15 protein-coding genes are annotated in these 24,606 nt (G+C 70.1%); 7 read left to right on the top strand and 8 right to left on the bottom strand.

Annotated elements, in window-relative coordinates:
* Positions 1–82 precede the first annotated feature (82 nt).
* The 4 genes from FHT38_RS09970 to FHT38_RS09955 form a co-directional block, all read right to left on the bottom strand.
* Positions 83–574: a GFA family protein gene (locus FHT38_RS09970; protein ID WP_183491628.1), complete on the bottom strand. Its 492-nt coding sequence runs from the start codon at positions 572–574 to the stop codon at positions 83–85.
* Positions 575–665: 91 nt separating this feature from the next.
* Entirely contained in the window at positions 666–2,492 is a 1,827-nt protein-coding gene (locus FHT38_RS09965) for a hypothetical protein (protein ID WP_183491626.1), read from the bottom strand.
* A gap of 43 nt (positions 2,493–2,535) precedes the next feature.
* On the bottom strand, positions 2,536–5,757 hold the full coding sequence (locus FHT38_RS09960) for a TonB-dependent receptor (protein ID WP_183491624.1): 3,222 nt from the start codon (positions 5,755–5,757) through the stop codon (positions 2,536–2,538).
* A gap of 38 nt (positions 5,758–5,795) precedes the next feature.
* A complete protein-coding gene (locus FHT38_RS09955; protein ID WP_183491622.1) occupies positions 5,796–7,322 on the bottom strand; it encodes a hypothetical protein in 1,527 nt (508 codons plus the stop codon).
* Positions 7,323–7,734: 412 nt separating this feature from the next.
* Here FHT38_RS09955 and FHT38_RS09950 point away from each other — a divergent pair, with 412 nt between their 5' ends.
* The 7 genes from FHT38_RS09950 (at position 7,735) to FHT38_RS09920 (ending at position 18,368) form a co-directional block, all read left to right on the top strand.
* A complete protein-coding gene (locus FHT38_RS09950) occupies positions 7,735–9,948 on the top strand; it encodes an exo-alpha-sialidase (RefSeq protein ID WP_255488648.1) in 2,214 nt (737 codons plus the stop codon).
* 93 nt (positions 9,949–10,041) lie between these two features.
* Positions 10,042–11,715, top strand: coding sequence for an alpha-L-fucosidase (locus FHT38_RS09945; protein WP_183491620.1), 1,674 nt, complete (start codon positions 10,042–10,044; stop codon positions 11,713–11,715).
* Positions 11,716–11,734: 19 nt separating this feature from the next.
* Positions 11,735–13,393, top strand: a complete 1,659-nt coding sequence (locus FHT38_RS09940; RefSeq protein ID WP_183491618.1) for an alpha-L-fucosidase — start codon at positions 11,735–11,737, stop codon at positions 13,391–13,393.
* Between the two features lie 52 nt (positions 13,394–13,445).
* Complete coding sequence (locus FHT38_RS09935; protein ID WP_183491616.1) at positions 13,446–15,494, top strand: beta-galactosidase; 2,049 nt, start codon at positions 13,446–13,448, stop codon at positions 15,492–15,494.
* Between the two features lie 172 nt (positions 15,495–15,666).
* Positions 15,667–16,917, top strand: coding sequence for an AGE family epimerase/isomerase (locus FHT38_RS09930; RefSeq protein ID WP_183491614.1), 1,251 nt, complete (start codon positions 15,667–15,669; stop codon positions 16,915–16,917).
* A complete protein-coding gene (locus FHT38_RS09925) occupies positions 16,910–17,839 on the top strand; it encodes a carbohydrate kinase (protein ID WP_183491613.1) in 930 nt (309 codons plus the stop codon). The genes FHT38_RS09930 and FHT38_RS09925 overlap by 8 nt, the downstream gene beginning before the upstream one ends.
* Before the next feature lie 76 nt (positions 17,840–17,915).
* Positions 17,916–18,368 (top strand): MarR family winged helix-turn-helix transcriptional regulator, encoded by a 453-nt coding sequence (locus FHT38_RS09920; protein ID WP_183491611.1) that lies wholly within the window; start codon positions 17,916–17,918, stop codon positions 18,366–18,368.
* A gap of 119 nt (positions 18,369–18,487) precedes the next feature.
* Here the strand turns inward: FHT38_RS09920 and FHT38_RS09915 are convergent, their stop codons facing one another.
* Genes FHT38_RS09915 through FHT38_RS09900 form a run of 4 tightly spaced genes read right to left on the bottom strand, consistent with a single transcriptional unit; the run spans position 18,488 to position 24,590 of the window.
* Entirely contained in the window at positions 18,488–19,417 is a 930-nt protein-coding gene (locus FHT38_RS09915) for an alpha/beta hydrolase (RefSeq protein WP_183491609.1), read from the bottom strand.
* A gap of 42 nt (positions 19,418–19,459) precedes the next feature.
* Positions 19,460–22,024, bottom strand: coding sequence for an RND family transporter (locus FHT38_RS09910; RefSeq protein ID WP_183491607.1), 2,565 nt, complete (start codon positions 22,022–22,024; stop codon positions 19,460–19,462).
* A gap of 20 nt (positions 22,025–22,044) precedes the next feature.
* Positions 22,045–23,208 carry a YCF48-related protein gene (locus FHT38_RS09905; protein WP_255488647.1) on the bottom strand — a complete coding sequence of 388 codons (1,164 nt, stop codon included), beginning with the start codon at positions 23,206–23,208 and terminating at the stop codon, positions 22,045–22,047.
* Positions 23,208–24,590 (bottom strand): DUF1329 domain-containing protein, encoded by a 1,383-nt coding sequence (locus tag FHT38_RS09900; protein ID WP_183491605.1) that lies wholly within the window; start codon positions 24,588–24,590, stop codon positions 23,208–23,210. Before FHT38_RS09900 ends, FHT38_RS09905 begins: the two co-directional genes overlap by 1 nt.
* Positions 24,591–24,606 lie beyond the last annotated feature (16 nt).

Below are 24,606 nucleotides of genomic sequence, written 5' to 3'. Positions count from 1 at the left end.
CCTGCCCGGGTGCCCTGCCCTCGAGCCTCCGGCTCCGCCATCGCACGGCAAGGGCCTCAGCGCCTGGCCGGTCGCTCCAGCGCTACTCGAGGTCGCCTTCGATGAACGGGTTGTCGGCCTCGTACTCCGCGCGGGTCTTGCGGCGATGGTTCCCCGCGAGAGGCACGGCGGCCATCGCCCGGTCGACGTAGATCTCGGACCGCAGCGGCCAGGGGCGAGCCGCATCGAAGAGCCCCGGCATGAGTTCGTAGTCCTTGGGCTGGCCGGCGTCGTCGACGTCGTTGAACCAGAGGTGCGAGCCGCAGCGCGGGCAGAAGGCGCGCTCGGCGAAGGAGGACGAGCGATAGCGCGCGACCTCGCCCGTGACGGTCACGGCGGAGACGTCGGCGGTGAAACACAGGAACAGGCCGCCGGTCCATCGCTGGCACATCCGGCAATGGCAGGCGCCGACGCGCGGGTCGTGGTGGCCTGCCACGGTGATCGTGACGGCGCCACAGAGGCAATGGCCGGTGAGCGTCGAAGCGCTGGGGCTCACGGCGGAAGACGGGGCGGACTCAGCGGTCGTTGGCTGCATGGGGGTGGCTCCGGAAGGTGGCGGCAGGAAGGGGCAACCGGCGCGCCGGGGCCGGCGCCAAGGCCGACGGGCAGCCGGCGGCGTCTGCGCCCTACCGCCTCCCTGCGCCGCCCGCGGCGTTGCCTGGGGGCGGCCCACCATCGCTCTGCTGCTGCCGATCCTTGATGAAGGCGTCCGCGGCCTCCAGACCCGCGCTGAGTTCGACCTTCTGCAACACGCGCCGCTTGTTGAGGGTCCATTCCTTGACCGGCGCGTCCGGCACGTCGGTCCGGCGCAACTCGGCGAGGAGTTCGCCGCGCGTCACGCCGGTCTCGAGTCGCCCCTGCCACTCGCGCGCCCATTGCGCCATGGCGGCCGGGACTTCCCCGTTCTGCGCGAGCGTGCCCAGGGCCTGGTACGCCTCGTCCGCCTTGCCGGTCAGCGCATAGGCCAGCGCCGCGAAGCGGGTGAGCGCGTCCACGTCTCGCGCGGTCTGCCAGACGGCAATGACGCCTTGAAACGCGGCGTCATCCGGCGGGTCCGCCGCGGCGACCTCCGCCTTGAACCCTGCGAGCGCGACTTCGGGTGATCGCGGGTTCAACGCCAGCGCGCGTTGCAAGTGCTGCCGCGCCGCCTGGAGATGAGCCGCCCGGGACGCGCCTTCGCTGCGCCCCGCAAGACTGAGCTGCGCCCTGCCCGCCAGGTAACGAGCCTCGAAGCCCGTGTCGTCGTCCCGCAGGTCGGCCTCCAGCCGGGAGAGCGCCGCCTGCGGATCACCCCAGTCGATCTGCGCCCGGCTCCAGGTGAGTCGCCCTGGCCGATCCTCCGGGAACCTGGCCGCCAGCTCGGAGGCTTCCTTCAGCAGGGACTCGCCGACCTGCCGGCCCGGGCAGGACCGCAGGGCGGCGTCCACCAGCACGAACTCGCCCGCTCCCCGCGTGAGCGTCCGGAAGCGGACCGGCGTCGGGGGGAGCGACTGGGGGGCGCCTCGCAGCACTTCCATGCCGCGCTGGCCGTAGCGCCACATCGCCGGGCCGAGCGCCGCGCTTGTCAGGCCAAAGGCCCGTTCGAACGCCGCGGTCGGCGACGCGCCGTCACCGACCAGCCGGAGATAGCGGCTGAGGCGCTTGCGGTTGTCGTCCGAGGACAGTGCGTAGTGCGTCAGCAGCCAGGACTTCGCCTGGAACTCGAGACGCGCGCCGGCTTCGCCGCCATGGCCGTGCGCATCAGCCAGCCGATGCGCCAGCACATCCTCCCATTCGAGGTGGTACTTGCGCCCCGCCCCCAGGAACCTCAGGTAGCCGGCGACGTCCCTGGGCGCCCGCCCGACGACCGTCTGCTGCGCCGAGAACCGCACGCTGGAGAAGTACTGGGCGAAGCCATCGATGAACCACGCGGGGCTGCGGATGTCGGTATGGCGATAGAGGAAGTGCCGCGCATAGGCCTCGAAGACATGCGTCAGCGAATCGTTCAGCGGCGCCTTCTCGAGTTGCTCGTCGTCCAGCGCGGCCATGCGTTCCAGGTGAACGCCGAAGCCCTGCACCCCCTCGGCGCAGCGGGTGTACAGGCCGACGGCATCGACCGGCACGCTGCCCGGGACCGCCCGCAGGCCCGACAGGCTGGCGTGGTAGTACAGCGTCAGTTTCGATGCCGGCGGCTCGGCCTGCGACTCGGCGGGGCCGGCCGGCAGGAGGTAGGCCCGCAGCAGCCGGTCCAGCTTCTCCAGGTTGTCCAGCAGGGGCGCGACATCCTCCTCGCGGGTGTCCGAGTACACGACGAAATGCGGGCTCTCGGCACGGAACCACGGCGAGAGCTCCGTCTTCCTGCCGGCCACTTCGACGCGGTCCAGGTTGGCCGTGCCGGCTTGCTGGGCGCAGGCCGCGCCGGCTGAGAGCAGGACGAAGGTCGCGGTGAGCGCGACCCGGAACGACATGGGCATGACTTCGCCTTGTTGGGGTCGGGGCTTGCGCCCCGACCTCGCCTCAGAGCTCGTACCGCGCCGTCAGGTAGTAGCTGCGTCCCGGGAAGTTCCAGCTCGCGCCCATGGCACCCGGCGTCTGCTGGAAAGTGCGACGAACCGTCACGTTGTTCAGGTTGGTCACGCTGAGCGACAGCCCGAACTTCTCCGTGAAGTTGTACGACACGCCGCCATCCCACTGCCCGAAGGCCTCCTGGTACTGCGGCAGGCCCCACCACGTGTCCTGCGCGCCGGCGCGCGCCGGATCCGCGCTCGTGCCGTTCTGGCCATTGAAGTCGACGCCGACGTTCCTCAGCACGCGACTGGTCCAGTTGTAGGCCAGGCGGGCCGAGAAGCCGTAGCGGTCATAGCGCAGCGCGAAGTTGGCGGCGTTCTTCACCAGGCCGGGCACCGGCAGCGCACCGAAGGGCCTGCCGTTGGTGTCGCAGCCGTACACCTTGAGCGCGTCGCTCGTGATCGTGCCGTTGGGCGGGCAGAACTGCACCTGCGCATCGCGGTAGAAGCGCTGGCTGCTGCCGAGGTAGGTGTAGTCCGCCGAGACGCCGAAGCCCTTGGCCCAGTCGGGCAGCCGGTCCTTCAGGAAGTCGAAATGGTCCAGGTAGGTCTCGGCCTTGAGCTCGATGCCATGCACCCAGGCCCGGGCCGCGTTGCGCGGGCCCTTGATCTGGAAGGTCTGCGGGTTGCCCGCCAGGCTGTTGTAGTCGCGCGTGTAGGTGGAGTCGTAGATCACGTCCTTCACGTCCTTGTAGAAGGCCGTGACCGACACCATCTGGCCGCTGCGCGGGTACCACTCGAGGCCCAGGTCGAAGTTGTCGGACGTCAGCGGCTTGAGCTTGGCGTTGCCGGTGTTCTCGCCCGTGTAGGTGATGCGGTTGTTGGCCGTGTCGATGTTCTGCTTGAGCGACACCGATTCCTGCAGCTGGTTGAAACCCGGCCGGTACACGCTGCGGGCCGCCGCGATGCGCCCCAGCAGCTTGTTGTCGCCCGTCAGGTTGAACTTCAGGTTCAGCGAGGGCAGCACGTCGACATGATTGGCGTCGACATTCAGGTTCTCGTTGATCGGACCGAAGCGCGGCACGTCGGGCGGCGTGCGGTCGTCGTAGGTCGCGTCGAAGGTCGTGTGCCCGTGCGACGAACGTCCGGTGTAGACCACGCGCAGGCCCAGGTTGCCGTCCACCGGGATCTTCCAGTCATCGAAGCCGAAGCGCAGGCTGCCGTAGACGGCATGGGTGCGCTCGGAGACGTTGCTGGTCATGTTCGGGTTCAGCCCGTAGTACAGCGTCGTGTCGTACTGGTAGTCGCTGGCGTTGCAGGTCGGGACGTTGATCTGGTTCTGCGGGTTTTTCGCGTTCTGCCCCTTCGCCCACGCCTGCGAGTCCAGGCACTGGTTGTATCGGACGTCACCGATCAGCTTGCTGTAGGTGTTGTAGTCCTTGAGGGCGCCATAGGTCGGGAACACCACGCTGGGCGGGCGGTTGCCGCCGAAGGCGGCGTAGTTGAACAGCTCCACCGGCGCGGCCGCCGCGTAGCGCGGATCGCTCAGGTAGGCGAAGTTGCCGCGCGACTTCCAGCTCTGGTCATCGTTGGGGCCGGGCAACTGGCCCGGCGTGCTGGTCTGACGCACCACCCAGGGTTCGGCGATCGACTTCCAGCCGACGCTGGTGGGGTCGCCGGCATAGACCGCCACTTCGCGCTTGGAGGTGCGGTAGGTGGTGCGGAAGCCGACTCTCAGGTCGCGCAGGATCGAATCGTCGAACACGTACTTGCCGTCGACCTTCCAGGCATACAGGTCGGCGTCCCCCTTGTAGCGGCCGGGCATGACCGACAGCCAGAAGTAGTTGCCCGGATCGGCGAGGAAATTGCGCGACCGCTCGTCGAAGCCGATCTGCACCGGCTTGCTGCCCGAGGTGGTGATGTCCATGCTCGGCACGAAGGTGGCCGTCTGCACTTCCTCGCCGCGGGTGCGGAAGGTGGACTTGACCCACTGCAGGTCGTTCTGCAAGGCGAAGCGGTCGTTGACGGCCCACTGGAAATTCCAGGCCAGCTCGGCGGTGTTGGTATGGTGCTGGGTGAACGCCCGGCTGGTGCCCATCATGATGCCGCCGTCGGCGAACTGGTTCGCGCCCTTGCCGCCACGGTTGAAGTCCGTGACGTTGCCGTTGGCATCGCGCGGCAGTTGCAACGGATAGCTGTAGTGGCCCGACACCACCACGCCCCGATCGTCGACCACCGGGTTGTCGACCCGCACGTTGTACGGCGACATGTTGAAGTTGCCATCGGCGAAGCTCGGGTAGATGTTCGAGCCGGTGTTCTCCTCCCGCGACTTCGACACGAAGGCCGTCAGCGACGACTGCATGTTGTTCTTCTTCCACTGCAGCGCGCCGTAGAAGCCCTTGCGGTCGCTCTCACCGAGGTTCTGCCCCCAGTCCGCCGCGCCGGGCACCCACACCGTCCGGCCGGGCACCACGTCGCTGCGCGGGTAGTAGGGCTGGACCTCGAGCTTCTGCTGCTCATAGGTCGAGTGGTTCATCGCCAGGTCGACCAGCGCACCCCAGCGGCCCGACTCGGCCTCCCACCTCGTCGAATAGAGCCCCGAGAGCGTCGGCGAGGCCTTCTTCGTCCGCTGCTCGTAGTTGCTGCCGAAGGAGACGACGCGCTTGGTGCCCTCGTAGTCGAACGGCAGCGCCGTGCGCAGGTCCACCTGGCCGCTGACGCCGCCTTCGATCTTTTCCGCCGACGGGTTCTTGTAGACGTCCACGCCGGCCATCAGTTCGGCGGGCACGGCACTCCAGCTCAGGTCGCGCCCGGGCCAGCCGGCCGAGAACATCTCGCGGCCATTGAGGGTGGACGAGCCCCAGGACAGGCCGCGCACGTTGATGCGGTCGTCGCTGCCTTCGGAGAAGTGCTTGGGGTCGTTGTTGGTCGAGCGCAGACGCTCGACGGTCACGCCGACGATGCGCTGCAGCACCTCGGTGATGGACTTGTCGGGCAGCTTGCCCGCCTCCTCCGCCACGACGGAGTCGACGATCTCCTCGGAGTTCTGCTTGATCTTCTGCGCCGACTGCAAGGCGGCGCGCTGGCCCTTGACGACGACGGTGCCCAGCGCAGCCGGCGTCTCGGGCTCCTTGGGGGGCGGAGTGGTTTGGGCAAATGCGGTGCTGCCAGCGGTCAGCAACAGCATCTGGACCATGCCGCGATGGACGGCGGTGGTGCGGAACTGTCTCATCGTTTTTCTCTCTGATTCGGTTGTGCGGCGCCTGGCGATCACTGGAAGGTGATCGGGCCGAAGACGGTGACGTCGGTGCTGAGCGTGTAGCCCGGGTCGGTTGGCGCGGGCAGCGTGCCGTCCGCGTTCGGCGTCGGTCGGCTCAGGTTGATGCTCGGACCGAACTGCAGGGCGCGCACGCCGAAGCTGCGGATCTGCGCCAGCCCGGCTTCCGCCGTCTGCGCGATGTCGGTGCCGCAGGTTTCCGTCACGGAGAAGTTCTTCAGCGGGAGGAAGTAGGCGGTGGGCGCGGCGGACGTCGGCTGCACGTTGACCGAGGCGGTGATATAGCACTCGTCGCCGTTGGCCTTCTTCTGCAGGTTGTTCGTCTGGATGCGGACCGCCACGGCGCCGCCGCCATCGAACAGCGTCTGGTTCAGGCCGAGCGTCACGAACAGCGACTCCTCGGTCTTGAGGTCGAAGGGCAGGCGATCGCCGCTCGAGGTCTTGGGCGCGCCGATCTCGTAGTTGTAGTAGGCCCACCATCCGGCGGTGGAGCCGTCCCAGCCGCTGCCCGCCTTCTGCTTGATGTCGAACCCGAAGGTCGACGAGAAGGAGGTCACCGTCAGGTTGCAGTAGGACGGATCGGCGCCGCCGCACCAACCGGAGATGGGCACGCCGGCGCCGGTGTTGATGTCGCCGAACTCCAGCGTGCGATTGGTCGTCGGGTTGAATCCGCTCGCGAAGAAGTGCGGATCGACGACCACGCCGAGGTTCTCCGTGGCGCCGCTGGTGCTGGACAGGGTCAGCGTGCAGGTGCCCTTGGCCAGGATCTGCAGCTCGCTGCCGGCCACCGCGCAGACGGCGGGCGCGGTGCTCGCATAGCTCAAGGCGCTGCCGTCCGCGTCGGTGGTGGCCAGCGCGACGATCTGCGTCTTGCCCTGGCTCTGCACGACCGCCGGCGGCAGCGGCGACACGGCGATGACGGTCGTGCCGGCCAGGGCCTCGTGGGTGGCGTCGGCGGGTGCGGTCACCGTCAACTGGCACAGCCCGTCGCCGAGTGCCGTCAAGCTCGTGCCGCTGACGGTGCAGATCGAGGGCGTGGTGCTCTGGTAGGTCGCCGCCAGCCCCGCGTCGGTCTTGCCCGACAAGCTCACCGTCGCCGTCGTGGCGCGCCGCATCACCGCGACCGGCACGACCGGCGTCTGCGCGCGTCCCAGCACCTTGAACAGCTGCCCGACCTCGTCCGCCGCGGCCCATTGCTTGCCGTTGGTGCCGGCGCCACCGGCCTGGCTGGCGATGACGCTGCATTCGCCCTTGGCCACCAGCGTGAGCTGGTCGCCGGAGACGGTGCAGATGTCGGGCGTGCCCGACCTGAAGGCCACGGGGAGGCCTGAATCGGCGGTGGCCTTCAGCGTCACCGGCCCGGCGAGCAGCGTCGCGCCGCCGGGGTAATTGAAGCTGATGGCCTGGAACGCGCCGGAGCTGCCTCCGCCCTCGCCGCCCCCGCCGCCGCAGGCCACCACCAGGGCGCTCGCCGCGAGCACGGACAGCTTGGCCCGATGTCTCAACACCTTCTTCGTCACGTTGTGTCTCCTTTTTTTGTAGGTGGCCGGAGCGCTGCCCAAGCCTCATCAACGGCTGCTTCTGGTTAGACCAGAATTGCTGGATTTACCGCTAAATCATATGTTTGGCCTGACCAAATTAAGCTAGGGCAAACGCCCGGTCTGACCAACTTCCAGCAGCGACCCTGGGTTCTTCTGATGCGAAGCCGCCCCGACCGGATCGCCATGGTCGGCGGTGGTCGCGCCAGACGCTTCACGACCTCGTCACATCGTCATCACGACGGCGCCACTGGCGCTCAGGCGCTGCGGGCGCGTCCAGACGATGGCGAGCTCCCCATTGGGGTATGCACTGGTAAGACCAAATGTCGCTTCTGGCAAAGTGGATATACCAATTGAGCAAGACCCCGGGATGCCCCGTGGGACAGCCCCACGCATGCCCCTCCGCCGAACCATGACCTCCTGGCGCTCGCTGTTCGCCACCGCCTTGGCGATGCTGGCCTTGAGCGGCCAGGCCGAGTCCTACCGCTGGGACAGCCTGGCCATCGGGGGCGGTGGCTACGTCGCCGCCCTCGTGACGAGCAAGACCGAGCGCGGCCTGATCTACGCCCGCACCGACGTGGGCGGCGCCTACCGCTGGGAGGCCGCCAAGCGTCGCTGGGTGTCGCTGATGGATGGGGTGTCCGAGGCGGACGTCGGCTGGTTGAGCGTGGACGCGCTCGCGCTCGATCCCCAGCACGGCGATGTCCTGTACCTGCTGGCCGGCGTGCCGTATTTCAGCGAGGGCAGAACCGTCGTGATGCGCTCCACCGACCGCGGCGCCACCTTCAGCCGCATCACCGACGTGAGCCACCTGCTGCGCGCCAACGGCAACGGCATGGGCCGGGGCAATGGCGAGCGACTGCAGGTGGACCCGGGCGACAGCAGGGTGCTGTACCTCGGCTCGCGCGCCAACGGCCTGTTCAAGAGCACCGACGCCGGCGTCAGCTTCTCGCGCGTCGAGGCGCTCCCCGTCACCACGACACCCAACGAGACCGGTCTCAGCTTCGTGCTGATCGACCCCACCAGCGTGGCCCGGGGCGTGGCGCAGCGCCTGTTCGTCGGCGTCTCGCGCTTCGGCTCGGTGGGCCCCAACCTCTATCGCAGCGACGACGCCGGCGCCACCTTCCAGCCGGTGCCCGGCGCCCCGTCCGGCCACATGCCGCAGCGGGCGGCGCTCGCGGCCGACGGGCAGCTCTACATCACCTTTGGCAACGGCGCCGGCCCGCACGGCGACTGGAAACAACTGACACCGCCCGAGCCCCAGACCAGCGGCCAGGTGTGGAAGTACGAGGTCGCCAGCGGCCGCTGGACCAACGTCACGCCGGGGGGATTGGACAAGCCCTTCTCCGGTGTGTCGGTGGACCCCGGCAACCCGAAGCGGGTGGTCGTCTCCACCATCAACACCTGGATGCCGCAGGGCGGCAGGAACGGCGGCGACCGGTTCTTCCTCACCACCGACGAGGGCGGCCACTGGACCGACGTGGTGGCGCGCGGCTTCGCCATGGACACCCGCGGCGTCAGCTGGGTCGCCGGTTATGCCATCCACTGGGCCGGCGCCATCGAGTTCGACACCGCCGATCCGCGCGCCGTGTGGGTGACCTCGGGCAACGGCATCTTCCGCACCGACGACATCGACGCCACGCCGGCCACCTGGCGCTTCATGGTCGACGGCCTCGAGGAAACGGTGCCCAACGTGGCCATCAGCGTTCCGGGCGGCCCGCTGCTGTCGGCGATCGCCGACTTCGACGGCTTCCGCCATCAGCGGCTCGATGCCTACGCGCCCATCCACGAGCCGCGCATCGGCTCCACCACGGGCCTGGCCGTGGCGGGCAGCCGCACGGCGGTCGTCGTGCGGGTGGGCGAAAAGAAGATGTACCGCTCCACCGACACGGGCCGCACCTGGGTCGAGGTGGCCGGCATGCAGGGCAGTTCCGGGACGGTGGCGCTGTCCGCGGATGGCGCCAGCCTGCTGCACAGCTTCCGCGCCGGCGATGGCCGCCCCGTCACCGTGCGTTCCGCCGATTTCAGCCAGGCCCAGCCGACCTGGGTGCCGGTGCGTGGCCTCGAGGGCGCAGCGGTGCGGCCGGTGGGCGACCCGGTGAACCCCGCCAGGTTCTATGCCTATGACGCCGGCACGGTGCGGGTCAGCACCGACGGCGGGGCCAGCTTCGTGGCCACCGCCCGGCTGCCCGCCGGCGGCTCGCCGCTGGTGCGCGTGGCACCGGGACGCGAGGGCGACGTGTGGGTGCCACTGAAGGACGGCGGCCTGGCGCGCTCCACCGATGCCGGCCGCAGCTTCAAGACGCTCGCCGCCGTCGACCGCTGCGGCGCCGTGGGCTTCGGGAAGGCCATGGCGGGTGCGTCCTATCCCACCGTCTTCATCTGGGGCGCTCCCAAGGGCGAGCCGCTGGGCGTCTATCGCTCCACCGATGCCGGCGCCACCTGGCTGCGCATCAATGACGACGCCCACCAGTTCGGCGGCCCCGGCAACGGCCAGTTCGTGACGGGCGACATGAACGTCGAAGGCGTGGTCTATATGAGCACGGTCGGCCGGGGCATCGTCTATGGCGTGCCCGCCGACGGCCCCGACGCCCGCTCCCCGCCCTGACCGACCGATCGGCGCCGATCCTCACCGCTCGGCGAACCCCGCCAGCGCTGTGTTCCAGCGTTGCCTGTCATCTCTCACCTTCACCACGCCCCGATGCAAGCACCCAAGAAGACCCTTGGCGCGGACTGGACACGCCGCTCGTTCCTCCAGGCCTCGGCCGCCGCCGGCGCGCTGGCGGCACCGCATGTCCATGCCGCCCCGGCCGCTCCTGCCGCGCCTGCGGCGTTCGCGCCGACCTGGGACTCGCTGGTCGGCGGCTACCGCGCGCCGGACTGGTTCCGCGATGCCAAGTTCGGCATCTGGGCGCACTGGAGCGCGCAGTGCGTGCCCGAGGTGGGCGACTGGTACGCGCGCAGCATGTACCTGCAGGGCCATGGCCACTACGACCATCACGTGAAGACCTATGGCCATCCGTCCAAGGTCGGCTTCATGGAGATCCAGAACCGCTGGAAGGCCGAGCACTGGCAGCCGGAGGAGCTGATGGACCTGTACGTGAAGGCGGGCGCGAAGTACTTCGTGGCGCTCGCCAACCACCACGACAACTTCGATGCCTACGACTCGAAGTACCACGGCTGGAACAGCGTGCGCGTCGGCCCCCGGCGCGACATCGTCGGCATCTGGGCCAAGGCGGCCCGCCGGCGGGGCCTGCGCTTCGGCGTCAGCAACCATTCGGCGCATGCCTGGCACTGGCTGCAGCCGGCCTACGGCTATGACGCCGAAGGCCCGCTGGCCGGCCAGCGCTACGACGCCTTTCGCCTCAGGAAGGCCGACGGCAAGGGCCAGTGGTGGGAAGGCCTGGACCCGCAGGAGCTGTACACCGGCCCCAACATGGTGATTCCCGACGGCATCACCAGCATCAAGGCGGCCCAGGACTGGCATGAGGCCAACGACCGCATCTGGAACGAGGATCCGCCCGCCGGGAACCCCGCATTCACCCGCCAGTGGTTCCTGCGCTGCCGCGACCTGGTCGACAGCTACCGCCCCGACCTGCTGTACTTCGACAACTACGGCCTGCCGCTGGGGCAGGCCGGGCTGGACATCACGGCCCACTTCTACAACGCCAGCATGGCCTGGCACGGCGGCAGGCTCGAGGCCGTGGTCAACGCCAAGTTCCTGCCGCCCGAGCGCCGCGCCGGTCTGGTGGAGGACACCGAACGCGGGTTCCGGGAGGGCATCGAGCCCCTGCCGTGGCAGACCGACACCTGCATCGGCGAATGGCACTACAACCGCTGGATCTACGAGGGCCACCTGTACAAGCCGGCCGCCGCGGTCATCCACCGGCTGTGCGACATCGTCGCCAAAAACGGCAACCTGCTGCTGTCGGTACCGCTGCGCGGCGACGGCACCCTCGATGCCGACGAGCGCAAGATCCTGGCCGACCTCGCCGAATGGATGGGGCGCAACGCCGAGGCTATCCACGGCACGCGCCCGTGGCGCCGCTACGGCGAAGGCCCCACCCGCGTCCGCGCCGATGCCGAAGAAGGTCAGCCCATGGTGTTCGGCGGGCAGGACATCCGCTACACGACCAAGGACGGCGCGCTGTACGCCATCGCCCTGGGCTGGCCGGAGAGCGGCGTGCTGCGCCTCACGGCCCTGGCCCAGGATTCGGCGCTGGCGCCCGGGGCGATCGAGCGCGTCGAGGCGCTGGGCGCCGCGCAGCCGCTGAGCTTCTCGCGCACAGCCAAGGCGCTGGAGGTGCGCGTGCCGGAGGGCCTGGCCGGCTCGGCAGCCATCGCGCTGAAGATCCAGGGCCAGGGGCTGGTTTGATCACGCTTGGAGTCATCCCATGCGAGCAGGCAGGACCGACGCCGGCGCCGCGTTGACGCGCCGATCCCTTCTCCGGGCCACGGCCGCGGCCGGCGCGCTGGCCTCGGCGCGGGTCCATGCCGCTGCGCCGACCTTCACGCCGGACTGGGCGTCGCTCATCGGCGGCTACCGTGCGCCGGGCTGGTTCCGCGATGCCAAGTTCGGCATCTGGGCCCACTGGACCGCGCAGTGCGTGCCCGAGGCGGGCGACTGGTATGCCCGCAACATGTACGTCCAGGGCCATGCCCAGTACACGCATCACCTGAAGACCTACGGTCATCCGACCCAGCTCGGCTTCATGGAGATGAACCATCGCTGGCGGGCCGAGAACTGGGATCCCGGCGCCCTGCTGGACCTGTACGTCCGGGCCGGCGCGAAGTACTTCGTGGCCCTGGCCAACCACCACGACAACTTCGACAACTACGAGTCGAAATACCACGGCTGGAACAGCACGCGCATCGGCCCCAGGCGGGACCTGGTCGGCCTGTGGGCCGAGGCGGCCCGCCAGCGCGGCCTGCGCTTCGGCGTCAGCAACCACTCGGGCAACGCCTGGCACTGGTTCCAGACCGCCTACGGCTATGACGCGCAAGGACCGCTGGCCGGCCAGCGCTACGACGCCTTCCGCCTCACCGCGGCCGACGGCAAGGGCACCTGGTGGGAGGGACTGGATCCGCAGGACCTGTACACCGGCCGCAACATGGTCATCCCCGACGGATTCACCGACGCCAAGGCGGCGGCCGAGTGGCATGCCGCCAACGACGGCGTGTGGCACGTGCCGCCACCGGCGCACAACCCGGCCTTCACGCGGCGCTGGTTCCTGCGCTGCCGCGACCTCATCGACCGCTACCGGCCCGACCTGCTGTACTTCGACAACGACGGCCTGCCGCTGGGCCAGGCGGGGATGGACCTCGCCGCCCACTTCTACAACGCCAGCCGGGCCTGGCATGGCGGCCGGCTGGAGGCGGTGCTGAACACCAAGGGCCTGCAGGGAGACCGCCGCCTCGCCGTGGTGGAGGACGTCGAACGCGGCTCGCGCGACGACATCCAGCCGCACCCGTGGCAGACCGACACCTGCATCGGCGACTGGCACTACAGCCGCAGCGTCTTCGAGAACCACCAGTACAAGTCGGCCGCCACGGTGCTGCACATCCTGTGCGACGTCGTGTCCAAGAACGGCAATCTGCTGCTGTCGGTGCCGCTCAAGGCGGACGGCACGATCGACTCGGACGAGCGCCAGACGCTGGAGGGCCTTGCCGCCTGGATGGCGCGCCACGGCGAGGCCATCCACGGCACGCGGCCCTGGCGACGCTTCGGCGAGGGCCCGACGGTCGTGAAAGGCGGCGCGATGAGCGAGCAGCCGGCGACGCCTTTCACCGCGCAGGACATCCGCTTCACCACCCGGGGCGACGCGCTCCATGCCATCGGGCTGGGCTGGCCGCAGGACGGCGTGATGCGCGTCCAATCGCTGGCCCAGGACTCGGCCTTCGCGCCCGGCAGCATCGACCGCGTCGAGGTGGTCGGCGCCGCGGGCAGCCTGCCCTTCAAGCGCACCCGCCAGGGGCTGGAGGTGCGTGTGCCGGAGGGATTGGCCGGCTCGCCGGCCATTGCGCTGAAGGTGTTCGGTCGCGGTCTGGCCTGAGTTCCGCCGCGACATCCAACCAGCCACAGGGGCTCTCGCCGAGCCGCTCACCATGCAAGCTCTCAAAAAGACCTTCATTGCCTGCGCGCTGTCGCTGGCGTCCCTGACCTCCGCGTGCGCCCAGAGCGCCGAGGGCCATCCCGACTGGCCAGGCCCCGGCCAGCTCTTCGCCGGCGTGAACTACCAGCCGGTGGACCGCACGCTGGAACAGGTTCGGCGCGATGTCGCGCTGATGAAGCAGTCCGGTTTCAAGGTCGTGCGCATGGGCGACCTGGCCTGGGACTATTTCGAGCCCGAGGAAGGCCGGTTCGACTTCAAGCACTTCGACGCCGTGATGGACGCGGTGCACGCCGCCGGCATCCGCGTCATCCTGGACATCCCCGGCCTGCCCGCGCCGATGTGGCTGCATCACAAGTACCCCGGCGTCGACATCACCAACCAGGCCGGCACGCGGCTGGCCCCGGCCGAGCGCTACATGGACAACATCGGCGACCCCGACTACCGGCGCCTGGCCCGGCGCATGGCCGACACGCTGACCAAGCGCTACGCCAGGCACCCGGCCCTGCTCGCGGTGGGTTACGACAACGAGATCGGCAACGGCTTCATGTCGTATTCCGAAGCCGACCGTCAGCGCTTCGTCGCATGGCTCAAGCAGCGCTACGGCAGCCTCGAGGCGCTGAACAAGGCCTGGGCCACGCAGCGCTGGTCGCGCCGCATCGGCCAGTGGGACGAGGTGCGCCTGCCCTATGCCGACGGCCCCGGTCCGGCCGAGCGCTACCTGGACCTGCGGCGCTTCTGGTCCGACCTGACCCTCGCGACGCTCGACGACCTCGAGTCGGTGCGCCGGAAAAACCTGCCCGACAAGCCGGTGCTGTCCAACTATTGGGACTGGTCGGGCCGCAAGGGATTCGATTTCCTGGGCAGCTACCGCCGGCACACCACCTATGGCGCGATGGGCTTCTATGCCGGCGACGCGATCAACGGCGGCTGGGAGGCCACGATGATCAAGGGCGGCATGAGCACGCCGACCTGGTTCAACGAGTTCGCCGCCGGCGGCGGCGGCTCCTACGGCAGCAAGGGCTGGTCGCGCATGTGGGCCCACTTCGTGCTGCTGATGGGCGGCCAGGCCGCGCTGGCCTGGACCTTCAACAGCCACCTCGGCGGCGAGGAGCAGGCCCTGATGGGGCTGATCGACCATGACGACCGGCCCTCCTGGAAGCTGGCGGAATGGGCGGCCATCGCCGCGGACTACGCCAAGCTGGAAAAGCTCGGCTTCCCGCGCCGCGTCGAGCCGCAGGTGGCCATCGCCTACTCGTTCGAGAACGTCCACGCCACCAGCCCGAATGGCCCGTCCAACACGGTGCGCCAGTACATCAAGGCGCCCTACCTGAAACAGGCGCAGGGCGCCTTCGAGCCGCTGCTCAAGGACAACGTCGACGTCGCCATCATCAAGCTGTCCTACGAGGACCTGAGCCGCTACCGCCTGATCATCCTGCCCGGCATGTACCTGCTGGACCGGGCCTCGACCGAGGCGGTGCGCCAGTTCGTGGCCGGTGGCGGCACGGTGGTGATGACGGCCCAGTCCGCCAAGGTCGGCGACAACAACCAGTGGCACAACACGCCGTTGCCGGGCCAGTTGACCGATGTCTTCGGCCTGCGCACCAACGAGTTCTATGACGCGGCCGGCACCTTGACGCTCGGCGGCGAGGAGATCAAGGGCACGGTCGAGCATTACGAGGTGCTGGAGCCCTCCAGCGCGCAGGTGCTGGCGCGCTTCACCAACCTGGAAGGCACGCCGCCCGCCATCACCGTCAACCGCTTCGGCAAGGGCAGCGCGTACTACGTCGCCACGCCGGCGCAGCCGCAGATCATGCGGCCGCTGCTGCGGCAGCTCCGTGCCGAGCTCGGCATCGCAGCCGGCCCCAAGACGCCGGACGGCGTCTTCGCCCGTGCGGTCGACGGCCGCGTGCTCTACGTCAACACCAACAACGCGCCGGTCGACGTGGCCATCGACGGCGCGATGCATGGCGTGCTCAGCGGCAAGCGCTTCGACGGCACGCTGCGGCTGGAGGCACGTGGCGCGGACCTGCTGGAGCGTTGAGCGCGGGACGGAACGGCCGGACGGGAACCCGGCTTGTTTACTAAACGTCGCGAAATTGGGGCCGATTCCCTCCGGCGAGATTGACCGTGGCGAGGCGCGCCCCCTATAACGGCGCGCAAACCCTCCGGGGCGTCGGCGTTGCTCCGGCGATCCCCACGGACCCATCCTCACCATGCCCAACGCCCGCGACCTTCCCGCCCTCCCCGACTTCAGGTCTCCAGCCGTGCTGCTCGCGCACGCCCGGCACACCATGGACTTCTATCACCCGCGCTGCATCGATCCCAGCGGCGGGATGTACCACTTCTTCAAGGACGACGGCACCGTCTACGACGCGCATCAGCGCCATCTGGTCAGCAGCACCCGCTTCGTCTTCACCTACGCGATGGCCTACCGCCACTTCGGCGATCCGGCCCATCTGGAGGGCCTGCGCCATGCGCTGCGTTTCCTGCGCGAGGCGCACCGGGACACGGCGCAGGAGGGCTACCACTGGCTGCTGGACTGCCGCGCCGATCGGCGCGAGGTGCTCGACGGCACGCGCCACGCCTACGGGCATGCGTTCGTGCTGCTGGCCTACGCCCATGCCGTGATGGCCGGCCTGGACGAAGCCCGCCCCTGGCTGGCGGAGACCTTCGAGCTGATGGAGCGGCGCTTCTGGGACGCGGCGGCCGGCCTGTATGCGGACGAGGCCAGCGCGGACTGGTCGGCGCTGTCGCCGTACCGCGGCCAGAACGCCAACATGCATGCCTGCGAGGCCCTGCTGGCCGCCTTCGACGCGACCGGCGAACGCCGCTACCTCGAGCGCGCCCACCAGCTGGCCTACAACATCACCCAGCGCCAGGCCCAGCGCTGCGGCGGCCTGATCTGGGAGCACTACGACACCCAGTGGCAACCGGACTGGCAATACAACATCGACAACCCGGCTCATCTGTTTCGCCCCTGGGGCTACCAGCCCGGCCACCTCACCGAGTGGGCCAAGCTGCTGCTGCAGCTGCAAGCGCGCGGTGACGCGCTGGAGGCGGACCTGAGCTGGGCGCTGCCCACCGCCGAACGCCTGTTCAGGGTCGCGATGGACAAGGGCTGGGACCGCGCGCAGGGCGGCCTGCATTACTCGCTGGCGCCCGACCTGAGCGTCTGCGACGCGGACAAGTATTTCTGGGTGCAGGCCGAGAGCGCCGCCGCCGCGGCGCTGCTGGCGGTCCGCACCCGGGGCGACGCGACCTTCTACTGGGACTGGTACCAGCGGCTCTGGGCCTACAGCTGGACCCATTTCGTCGACCACGCGCACGGCGCCTGGTACCGCATCCTGGACCGCGAGAACCGCAAGCTCAGCGATGAGAAGAGCCCCGCGGGCAAGGTCGATTACCACACGATGGGCGCCTGCTACGACATCGTCCGGGCCATGGGAGCAGCCGCTCATGCATGACGCGCCGTCGATGCTCTGCGCCGGCGAGGCGCTGACCGACCTGCTGCACCAGGGCGAGGATCGCTGGGTCAGCCGCGTCGGAGGCTCGGTGTGGAACGTGGCGCGCGCGCTGGCGGCGCTGGGCGAGCCCACCGCCTTTGCCGGCGCCGTCAGCCGCGACCACTTCGGCGACGCGCTGTGGCGGGCCAGCGAAGCCGCCGGCCTGGACCTGCGCCTGATGCAGCGTGTCGATCGCGCGCCCTTGCTCGCGGTCGTCGAGCGGGGCGAGCCGCCGTCCTACTTCTTCATCGGCAACGACAGCGCCGACCTGCACTTCGACGAGCAGGCGCTGCCCGCCGGCTGGTCGCAGGGGCTGCGTTGGGCGCATTTCGGCGGCATCAGCCTGGCGCGCCGGCCGCTGGCCGAGCGGTTGGTGGCGCTGGCCGAGCGCCTGAAGCGCAAGGGCGTGGCGATCAGCTACGACCCCAACTACCGCACGCTGATGGACGCCTCCTACGCACCGACGCTGCGGCGCATGGCCGCGCTGGCCGATCTGGTCAAGGTGTCCGACGAGGACCTGCTGGGGCTGTTCCCCGGCGTGGCGCCGGACGAATCCCTGCGCCAGCTCCGCGCGATGAACCCGTCGGCGCTGTGCCTGTTCACCCGGGGTGGCGCCGGCGCGAGCCTGCTGCGTGGTGAACAGCGCTGCGACGCGCAGGCGCCCCGGGTCGACGTGGTCGACACCGTCGGCGCCGGCGATGCGAGCGTGGCCGGGCTGCTGCACAGCCTCGCCAGCCATCCCGACCGGGCCTTGCCGGATCACCTGCACGCGGCCCTGGCGGCCGGCTCGGCCGCCTGCCAGCACGCCGGCGCCACGCCGCCCAGTCGGGAGGCCGTAGATCGTCTGTACGAGCAGCTGCGCGCCGGGGCGGCGCTCGCGTGACGCGGCGCCCGCCATCGCGCCACGAACCGCCATGAACCCAGGGGCCGCGGCAAGGCTGCAGTTATGCTGCGCGCCCATGAGCTCGACGCGCGACAAATCCGCTCCCCTCGACCAGTCCCGCCTCGCCCACACGCTGGGCTACGCCATCGCGCGCGCGGCGGTCACCACCAACCAGCTGTTCGCTCAGGGTGTTGGTGATCCGCTGGGACTCAGGCCGGTGGAGTTCACGCTGCTGCAGCTGATCTTCTCCAATCCCGCCACCACGCAGAAGCGGCTGTGCGACCTGCTGCGCGTGCCGGCGCCGCAGATGACGCTGATCCTGGACCGGTTGCAGGAACGCGGCTGGCTCGTGCGCGAGCGCGATGCCAACGACCGCCGCGCGCTGCACCTGCGGCTCACGCCCGCGGGCACCCGGCTGGCCGAGAAGAGCCTCGCGGCGCTGCAGGAGACCGAGCAGGCGCTCGAGCAGGTGCTGACCAGCGGCGAGCGTCTGCTGCTGCAGGAACTGCTCGCCAAGGTCGCCCGCTGAGGCGGCCGAGGCAGCCGAGACGGCAGCTCGGGCGCGCTCGGGCGCCCTCGCCTTCGCCCCGCTTTCGTGCTGGCCTGTGCTCGCCTGCGAGGGCCTTCGCTCGTCGCCCGCTGGCGCGCTCAGGCCAGCGCCTGTTTCAAGGCCTGCGCCATCTGCGCGAGCGCCAGGCGCGCGGCCGGCACGGCGCCGGCCATGCTGATGAAACCATGCGCCAGGCCGTGGTACTCGACGACGGTGACGGCATTGCCGGCCGCGCCCAGCGCTTCGCCGTAGGCCATGGCCTCGTCGCGCAGCGCGTCATGGGCCGCGAGCACCAGCAGGGTGGGCGGCAGGCCGGCCAGGCTCGGCGCCAGCAGCGGCGCGCCGCGCCAGTCGGGCGCCTTCGCCGTGGGGCCGAAGTAATGACGGCTGAAGTAGTCCATCGTCCGGCGCGTCAACGTCGGCCCCGCGGCATGCCGCTCGCGGGACGGATAGGCGCCGTCGTGGCCGCCGGCGGCCGGCGGATAGACCAGCAGCTGGAACGCGATCGCCGGTCCGCCCGCATCGCGCGCCATCAGCGCCGTGGTCGCCGCCAGCGCGGCACCGGCGCTGTCGCCGGCCACCGCCAGCCGGGCCGGGTCGCCGCCGAAACCGCGAATCGCCTCGGCGACCCAGCCGAGCGCGGCGAAGCAGTCCTCGACGGCCGCGGGATACGGATGCTCCGGCGCGAGGCGGTAGGCGGCGGAGACGACCATGACGCCGCTGTCCGCGCAGAGCTGGCGGCACACCGCGTCATAGGCGTCGAGGTCGCCCAGCACGAAACCACCGCCGTGGAAGTACAGCGTCACCGGCAAGGCGCCGGCAGCGCCACGCGGCCGGTAGACGCGGACCCGCAGGGCCTGGCCGCCGAAGCGGGCCTCGTGCGGCGTCACTTCCACGTCGGCGGGCGGCACGGTGGCAGCCGTGCAGATCTGCCGGTACAGGCCGCGGCAGGCGTCGGGCGGCAGGTCGCAGAGATCGGGCGCACCGGCCGCCTGGGCGAGCACGTGCTTCAGATGCAGGTCGAGCATGGGGTCTCCTTCAAGACGATCGAGGTGAGGTGAGGCGTCGTGTCAGGCGGGCCCGGCCGTGCTGGCCGCGCCGCTGGTGCTGGCCGCGCCGCTGGTGGTGGTCGTACCGCTGGTGGTGGTCGTACCGCTGGTGGTGGGCGTGTTGCCGTTCGCGTTGGCGGCGTGGGTGGCTGGGCCGGTCGGCTTGAGCAGCCAGTGGGCCAGCGCCGGCAGCAGCACCAGCGCGCCGACCATGTTCCAGACAAACATGAAGGCCAGCAGGAGGCCCATGTCGGCCTGGAACTTGATGGGGGACAGCGCCCAGGTGCCCACCGCCAGCGCGAGGGTCACGCCGGTGAGCATGACCACCCGTCCGGTGAACTGCAGCGCGTGCAGGTAGGCCGCCGAGAGGCTCTCGCCCGCGCGCAGCCGGGCCAGCATGACGCTGAGCACATACAGCGCGTAGTCCACGCCGATGCCCACGCCCAGCGCGATCACCGGCAGCGTGGCCACCTTGACCCCCATGCCCAGGCCCACCATCAGCGCCTCGCACAGGATGGAGGTCAGCACCAGCGGCAGCACCGCCACCACCACCGCCCGCCACGAGCGGAAGGTCACCCAGCACAGTACGACGACGGCGCCGTAGACCCACCACAGCATCTCGCGCATCGCCTGCTGGACGACGATGTTGGTGGCCGCGGCGATGCCGGCCGAGCCGGCGGCCAGCATGAAGCGCTCGGAGGGCGCAGCCGCTGTCCCGGACGGCCCGGCGCCACCACTCGGTGCCGTTGCGTTGGCGGCGTTGGCGGCGATGAAGGCCTCGACCGTGTCGACGACGCTGGTCAGCGTCTCGGCCTTGTGGTCCTTCAGGTAGACGTACAGCGAGAGGAAGGAGCAGCCCTGGTTGAACAGCTCGCGCGGCGCGCGCGTCTGCACGCCGCCGAGCGCGCTGTCGTTGGGGATGAGCTCATACCACTTCAGCTGGCCCTCGTTGTAGCCCACCATCGCGAGCTTGGAGAGCGCGGCCATGGAGTTGGTGGACTCCACGCCGGGCAGTTGCTCCAGCCGCCAGGCGAGCTGGTCGACCTTGGCCAGCGTGCCGTAGCGCGTGCACTGGTCCTCGGGCGTGGCGACCATCACGACCAGGATGTCGCTGGAGGCGGCGTAGTGCCGGGTGACGTAGTCGTTGTCGCGGTTGTAGCGCGAGTCCGCGCGCAACTCGGGGGCACCGGGGTCGAGGTCACCGACGTGCAGCCGCGTGCTGACCGCATGACCCGCCACGGCCAGCACCGCCGAAACGCCAAGCGCCATCAGCGCCGGGCCGCGCTGGGTGAAGCGGTCGAGCAGGCGCCACAGGCCCGAATTGCCCGCGGCGGGATTGAACGCAGGGTCGTCGCGCAAGCTCCGCCTGGCGGCCGCCGGGCTCACGCCGACGTAGGACAGCAGGATGGGCAGCAGCACGAGGTTGGTGAAGATCAGCACCGCCACGCCAATGCTGGCCACCAGCGCCAGGTCCTGGATGGCCTGGATCTTGATCAGCGCCAGCACCGCGAAGCCGACGGCATCGCACAGCAGCGCGGTCAGGCCCGCGACGAAGAGGCGGCGGAAGGTGTAGCGCGCGGCGACCACGCGGTGCGTGCCGCGACCCACGTCCTGCATGATCCCGTTCATCTTCTGCGCGCCATGGCTCATGCCGATGGCGAAGACCAGGAAGGGCACCAGCACCGAGTACGGATCCAGCGCGTAGCCCAGCAGCGCCAGCAGGCCGAACTGCCACACCACGGCGATGAGCGAGCAGGCCACGACCAGCACGGTGCTGCGCACGCAGCGGGTGTAGGCCCACAGCACGCCGGCGCAGATCACGAGCGCCACGCCGAAGAACACCAGCACCTGGCGCAGCCCCTCGATGAGATCGCCCATGACCTTGGCGAAACCGGTCACGTGCAACGTGACGACGTCGCCGTCGTACTTCGCGCGCAGCGCCTCGATCTGCCGGCCCAGCGCGCCGTAGTCCAGCGCCTGGCCGGTCTTCGGATTCACGTCCAGCAGCGGCGCGAAGACGATGCTGGAGCGCGCGTCGCCGGCGACAATCTGGCCGATCTCGCCGGAGCGCTCGACGTTGGCGCGGACTTCGGCCAGCGCGGCGGGCGAGCCGTCATAGCTGTCGCCCATCACGGTGTTGCCGTCCAGGCCCTCCTCCGTCACGGCCACCCAGCGCGTGTTGGCCGTCCACAGCGACTTCATGAAGGGCCGGTCCACGCCCGGCATCAGGTAGACCTCGTCGCTGATCTTCTGCAGCGTGTCGAGGTAGCGCTGGTCGTAGATGGTGCCCTGGCGGGCCTCGACGACGATGCGCAGCGCATTGCCCTGGCCGCCGAGGTCGCCCTTGTGCGCCAGGTAGTTGGCGATGTAGGGATGCAGGGTCGGGATGGTCTTCTCGAAGCTGGCGTTGAGCGTCAGGCGCCAGGCCTGCTGGCCCAGCCACAGCGTGGCCAGCAGGCAAAGCAGCATGACCCAGGGCCGATGGTTGAACAGCAAGCGCTCGGCCCAGGAGCCGGAGCGGGTGTCGAAGTCGTCGAGCCGGGTCACCACGGGTGGGGTGCCGGCCGGGTCGGTGGCGGCGTGCATCGTTGGTGTCAGGGAGTGGATCAGGGTGCGGGTGAGGCGCGGCGGGTACCGCGCAGGCTGGCGATGACCCAGGCGCCGTCGGGGGCGGCGGCGAGGCCAGCGGCAGGCAGGGGTCCGGCGGGCGGGGGACGGCGCGTGAAGCGGTGGCCGTCGTCGGTGCTGACGAAGAGCTCGCCGTTCTGCGCCAGCAGCGTGAGCTCGCCGCGGTCGGCGCGCTCGAGGCCGGCCTGCAGGCTGACCGGCGTGCCGAGCTCGACCTTGTCCCAGCTCGTCCCGGCATCGCCCGAGCGGTAGACGCTGCCGCGCAGGCCGTAGGCCAGCAGCGCGCCGCTGCGCGTGGCCAGCAGGCCGAAGAAGCTGCCCTTGTAGGGCGAGGCCAGCGCGGTGAAGGAAACGCCATCGTCGCTGGAGCGCAGCAGCAGGCCCTGCTCGCCGGCGATGACCCACGCGCCGCCAGGCCCGCCGACGGCGCGCACGCCGTACAGGTGCAGGCCGCGCGGATTGACCGCGCGCAGCGGCAGCGGCTCCCACGTCCGGCCGCCGTCGCGCGTGGCCATGGCCAGGCCGTAGGCGCCGACGGCGATGGCCCGCTGCGCGTCGAGGGCCTCCAGATCGAACCAGGGTTTGTCGGCGCCCTCCTCCACCAGGCGCTGCGCGGCGCGGCGGCTGGCGTCATCGGTCGCGGCGGCCAGCAGGGCCCGGGCCGCCCGCAGTCCGTCCAGTTGCAGCGCCCACGTCTTGCCGCCGTCCTCCGTCTTCAGGATGACGCCGAGGTGGCCGACGGCCCACCCGATGCGGGCATCGACGAAGCGCAGCGCCGTCAGGCCCGCGCGCACCGGCACCCGGGCCTGCTGCCAGGTCTTGCCGCCGTCGTCGGACCACAGCACCGTGCCGCGCTCGCCGGCCGCCACCAGGCGATCGCCGGCACGTGCCACGGCCAACGTGGCCGCGCCGAGCGCCTTGGGGCTGATCAGGGCTGGTTCCGCCAGCGCGGCCGGTGCGGCCGGTGCGACCACGGCCGGCGCGGTGACCGCGGTGGGCGCCATCGGCTCGACCGGCGCGCCGGCCCTGGCGCTCACGCCGGGTGCCAAGATCCCAGTGGGCGCAGTGCCCGCACTGGGCGCGGGCGCAGCGGCCTGCGCCGAGACGGCGCTCAGCAGCGCCAAGGCGGCCAGCCTCCGCATCACCGCGCTCCTTCGTTGGCCAGTTCCTCCGGGCTGAAGAAGCTGCGCGGCAGCGGCGCGACGACCTTGTACTGGCTGGGCAGCTCGTTGCTGGCCATGTTCAGGTAGTAGGCGCCGGTCTGCAGGTCGTAGCCGCCCCAGTACATGTTGCCGACCAGGGCCGGGATGTCCGGCGCCAGCAGCGTCAGCGTGTAGTTGGTGCGCCAGAGGTCGCCCTTGGCGTCCCAGCCGTCGAACAGGATGATCTGCCAGCTGTCCTCGTCGATGTAGTACTTGCGCTTGGGCACCACATGGCGCTTGCCCTCGGCCAGCGTCGCCTCGACCTCCCAGACGCGGTGCAGCTCCCAGCGCACCAGGCTCGGGTTGAGCGTGCCCGGCGTCACCAGGTCCGCCACCTTGGCCGAGGCCGCGCGGTTGTTGTTGTAGGGGATGTAGAGCTCGCGCTTGCCGACCAGCTTGAGCGTGTGCTTGTCGATGGGCCCGAAGAGGTTGAACGCTTCGTCGAACAGGCCGATGCCCGAGGTCACCGAGTCCGGCGTGTCGTAGGCCACCGACGGTGCCTTGCGCACGCGGCGCTGCCCCACCAGGTACTGCCACAGACCGCGCGGGTTGCTGGCGTTCAGGTTGTCGTGCGCGAGGATGGCCTCGCCGGTCTTGGAGCCGGGCTCGCTGACGGCGAACTTGCCGAGCTGGTAGTAGCCATCGAACTTCTCGAGGCTGCCCTCGGGATCGTAGAACTGCTTGCGGAAACTCTGCGTGCCGCCGGAGGCCATCGCGCGCTTGCCGTCCGCTGTCACGACCCACACGCGCACCGGCGCCTGGATGTAGGTGCCGGTCCACGCCAGGCGATGGTTCTGGAACACCTCGTAGCCATCCTTGGGAATGGGGAACGGCGTACCGCCATAGGCGCCCTCGGTGCCGTGGCCGTTATCCACGAGCTTGGCCCGCGTCGCGTTCTTCAAGGTGTTGTCGTAGACCCATTGCGGCGCGGCGGCGGTGCGGTGGGTCGGGTAGACCTCGATGCGGAAGTCGGGGTACTTCTTCATCAGCGCCTTCACGCCGTCGCTGAGCTTGGACTCGTACTGGGCCATGTTCTTGGCGCTGATCGAGTACAGCGGCTTTTCGCCCGGGAAGGGATCGGGTCGGGCGTCGCCGGCCTTGAAGCCCGCGGGCGCCTTGGTCATGCCGCCGTCCCAGGCGGGAATGCTGCCGTCCTTGTTGGCGCCGCGCTCGGCGCCCAGCGGGGTCAGCGTGGTCTTGAGCCGGGCGGCCTCCTCGGCCGTGACGGCGGCGAGCGCGGGAGCGGACAACAGCATGGCGACCGCGGCAGCGGAAGCAGCGGTGGCGGCGAAGACGCGCGCCGGGAGAGGGATGCGATTCATGGGAGGTCTTTCGTGT

The organism is Mitsuaria sp. BK041, from assembly GCF_014193085.1.
Lineage (GTDB): Bacteria > Pseudomonadota > Gammaproteobacteria > Burkholderiales > Burkholderiaceae_C > Roseateles.
This window is presented reverse-complemented; position numbering and strand designations above follow the sequence as displayed.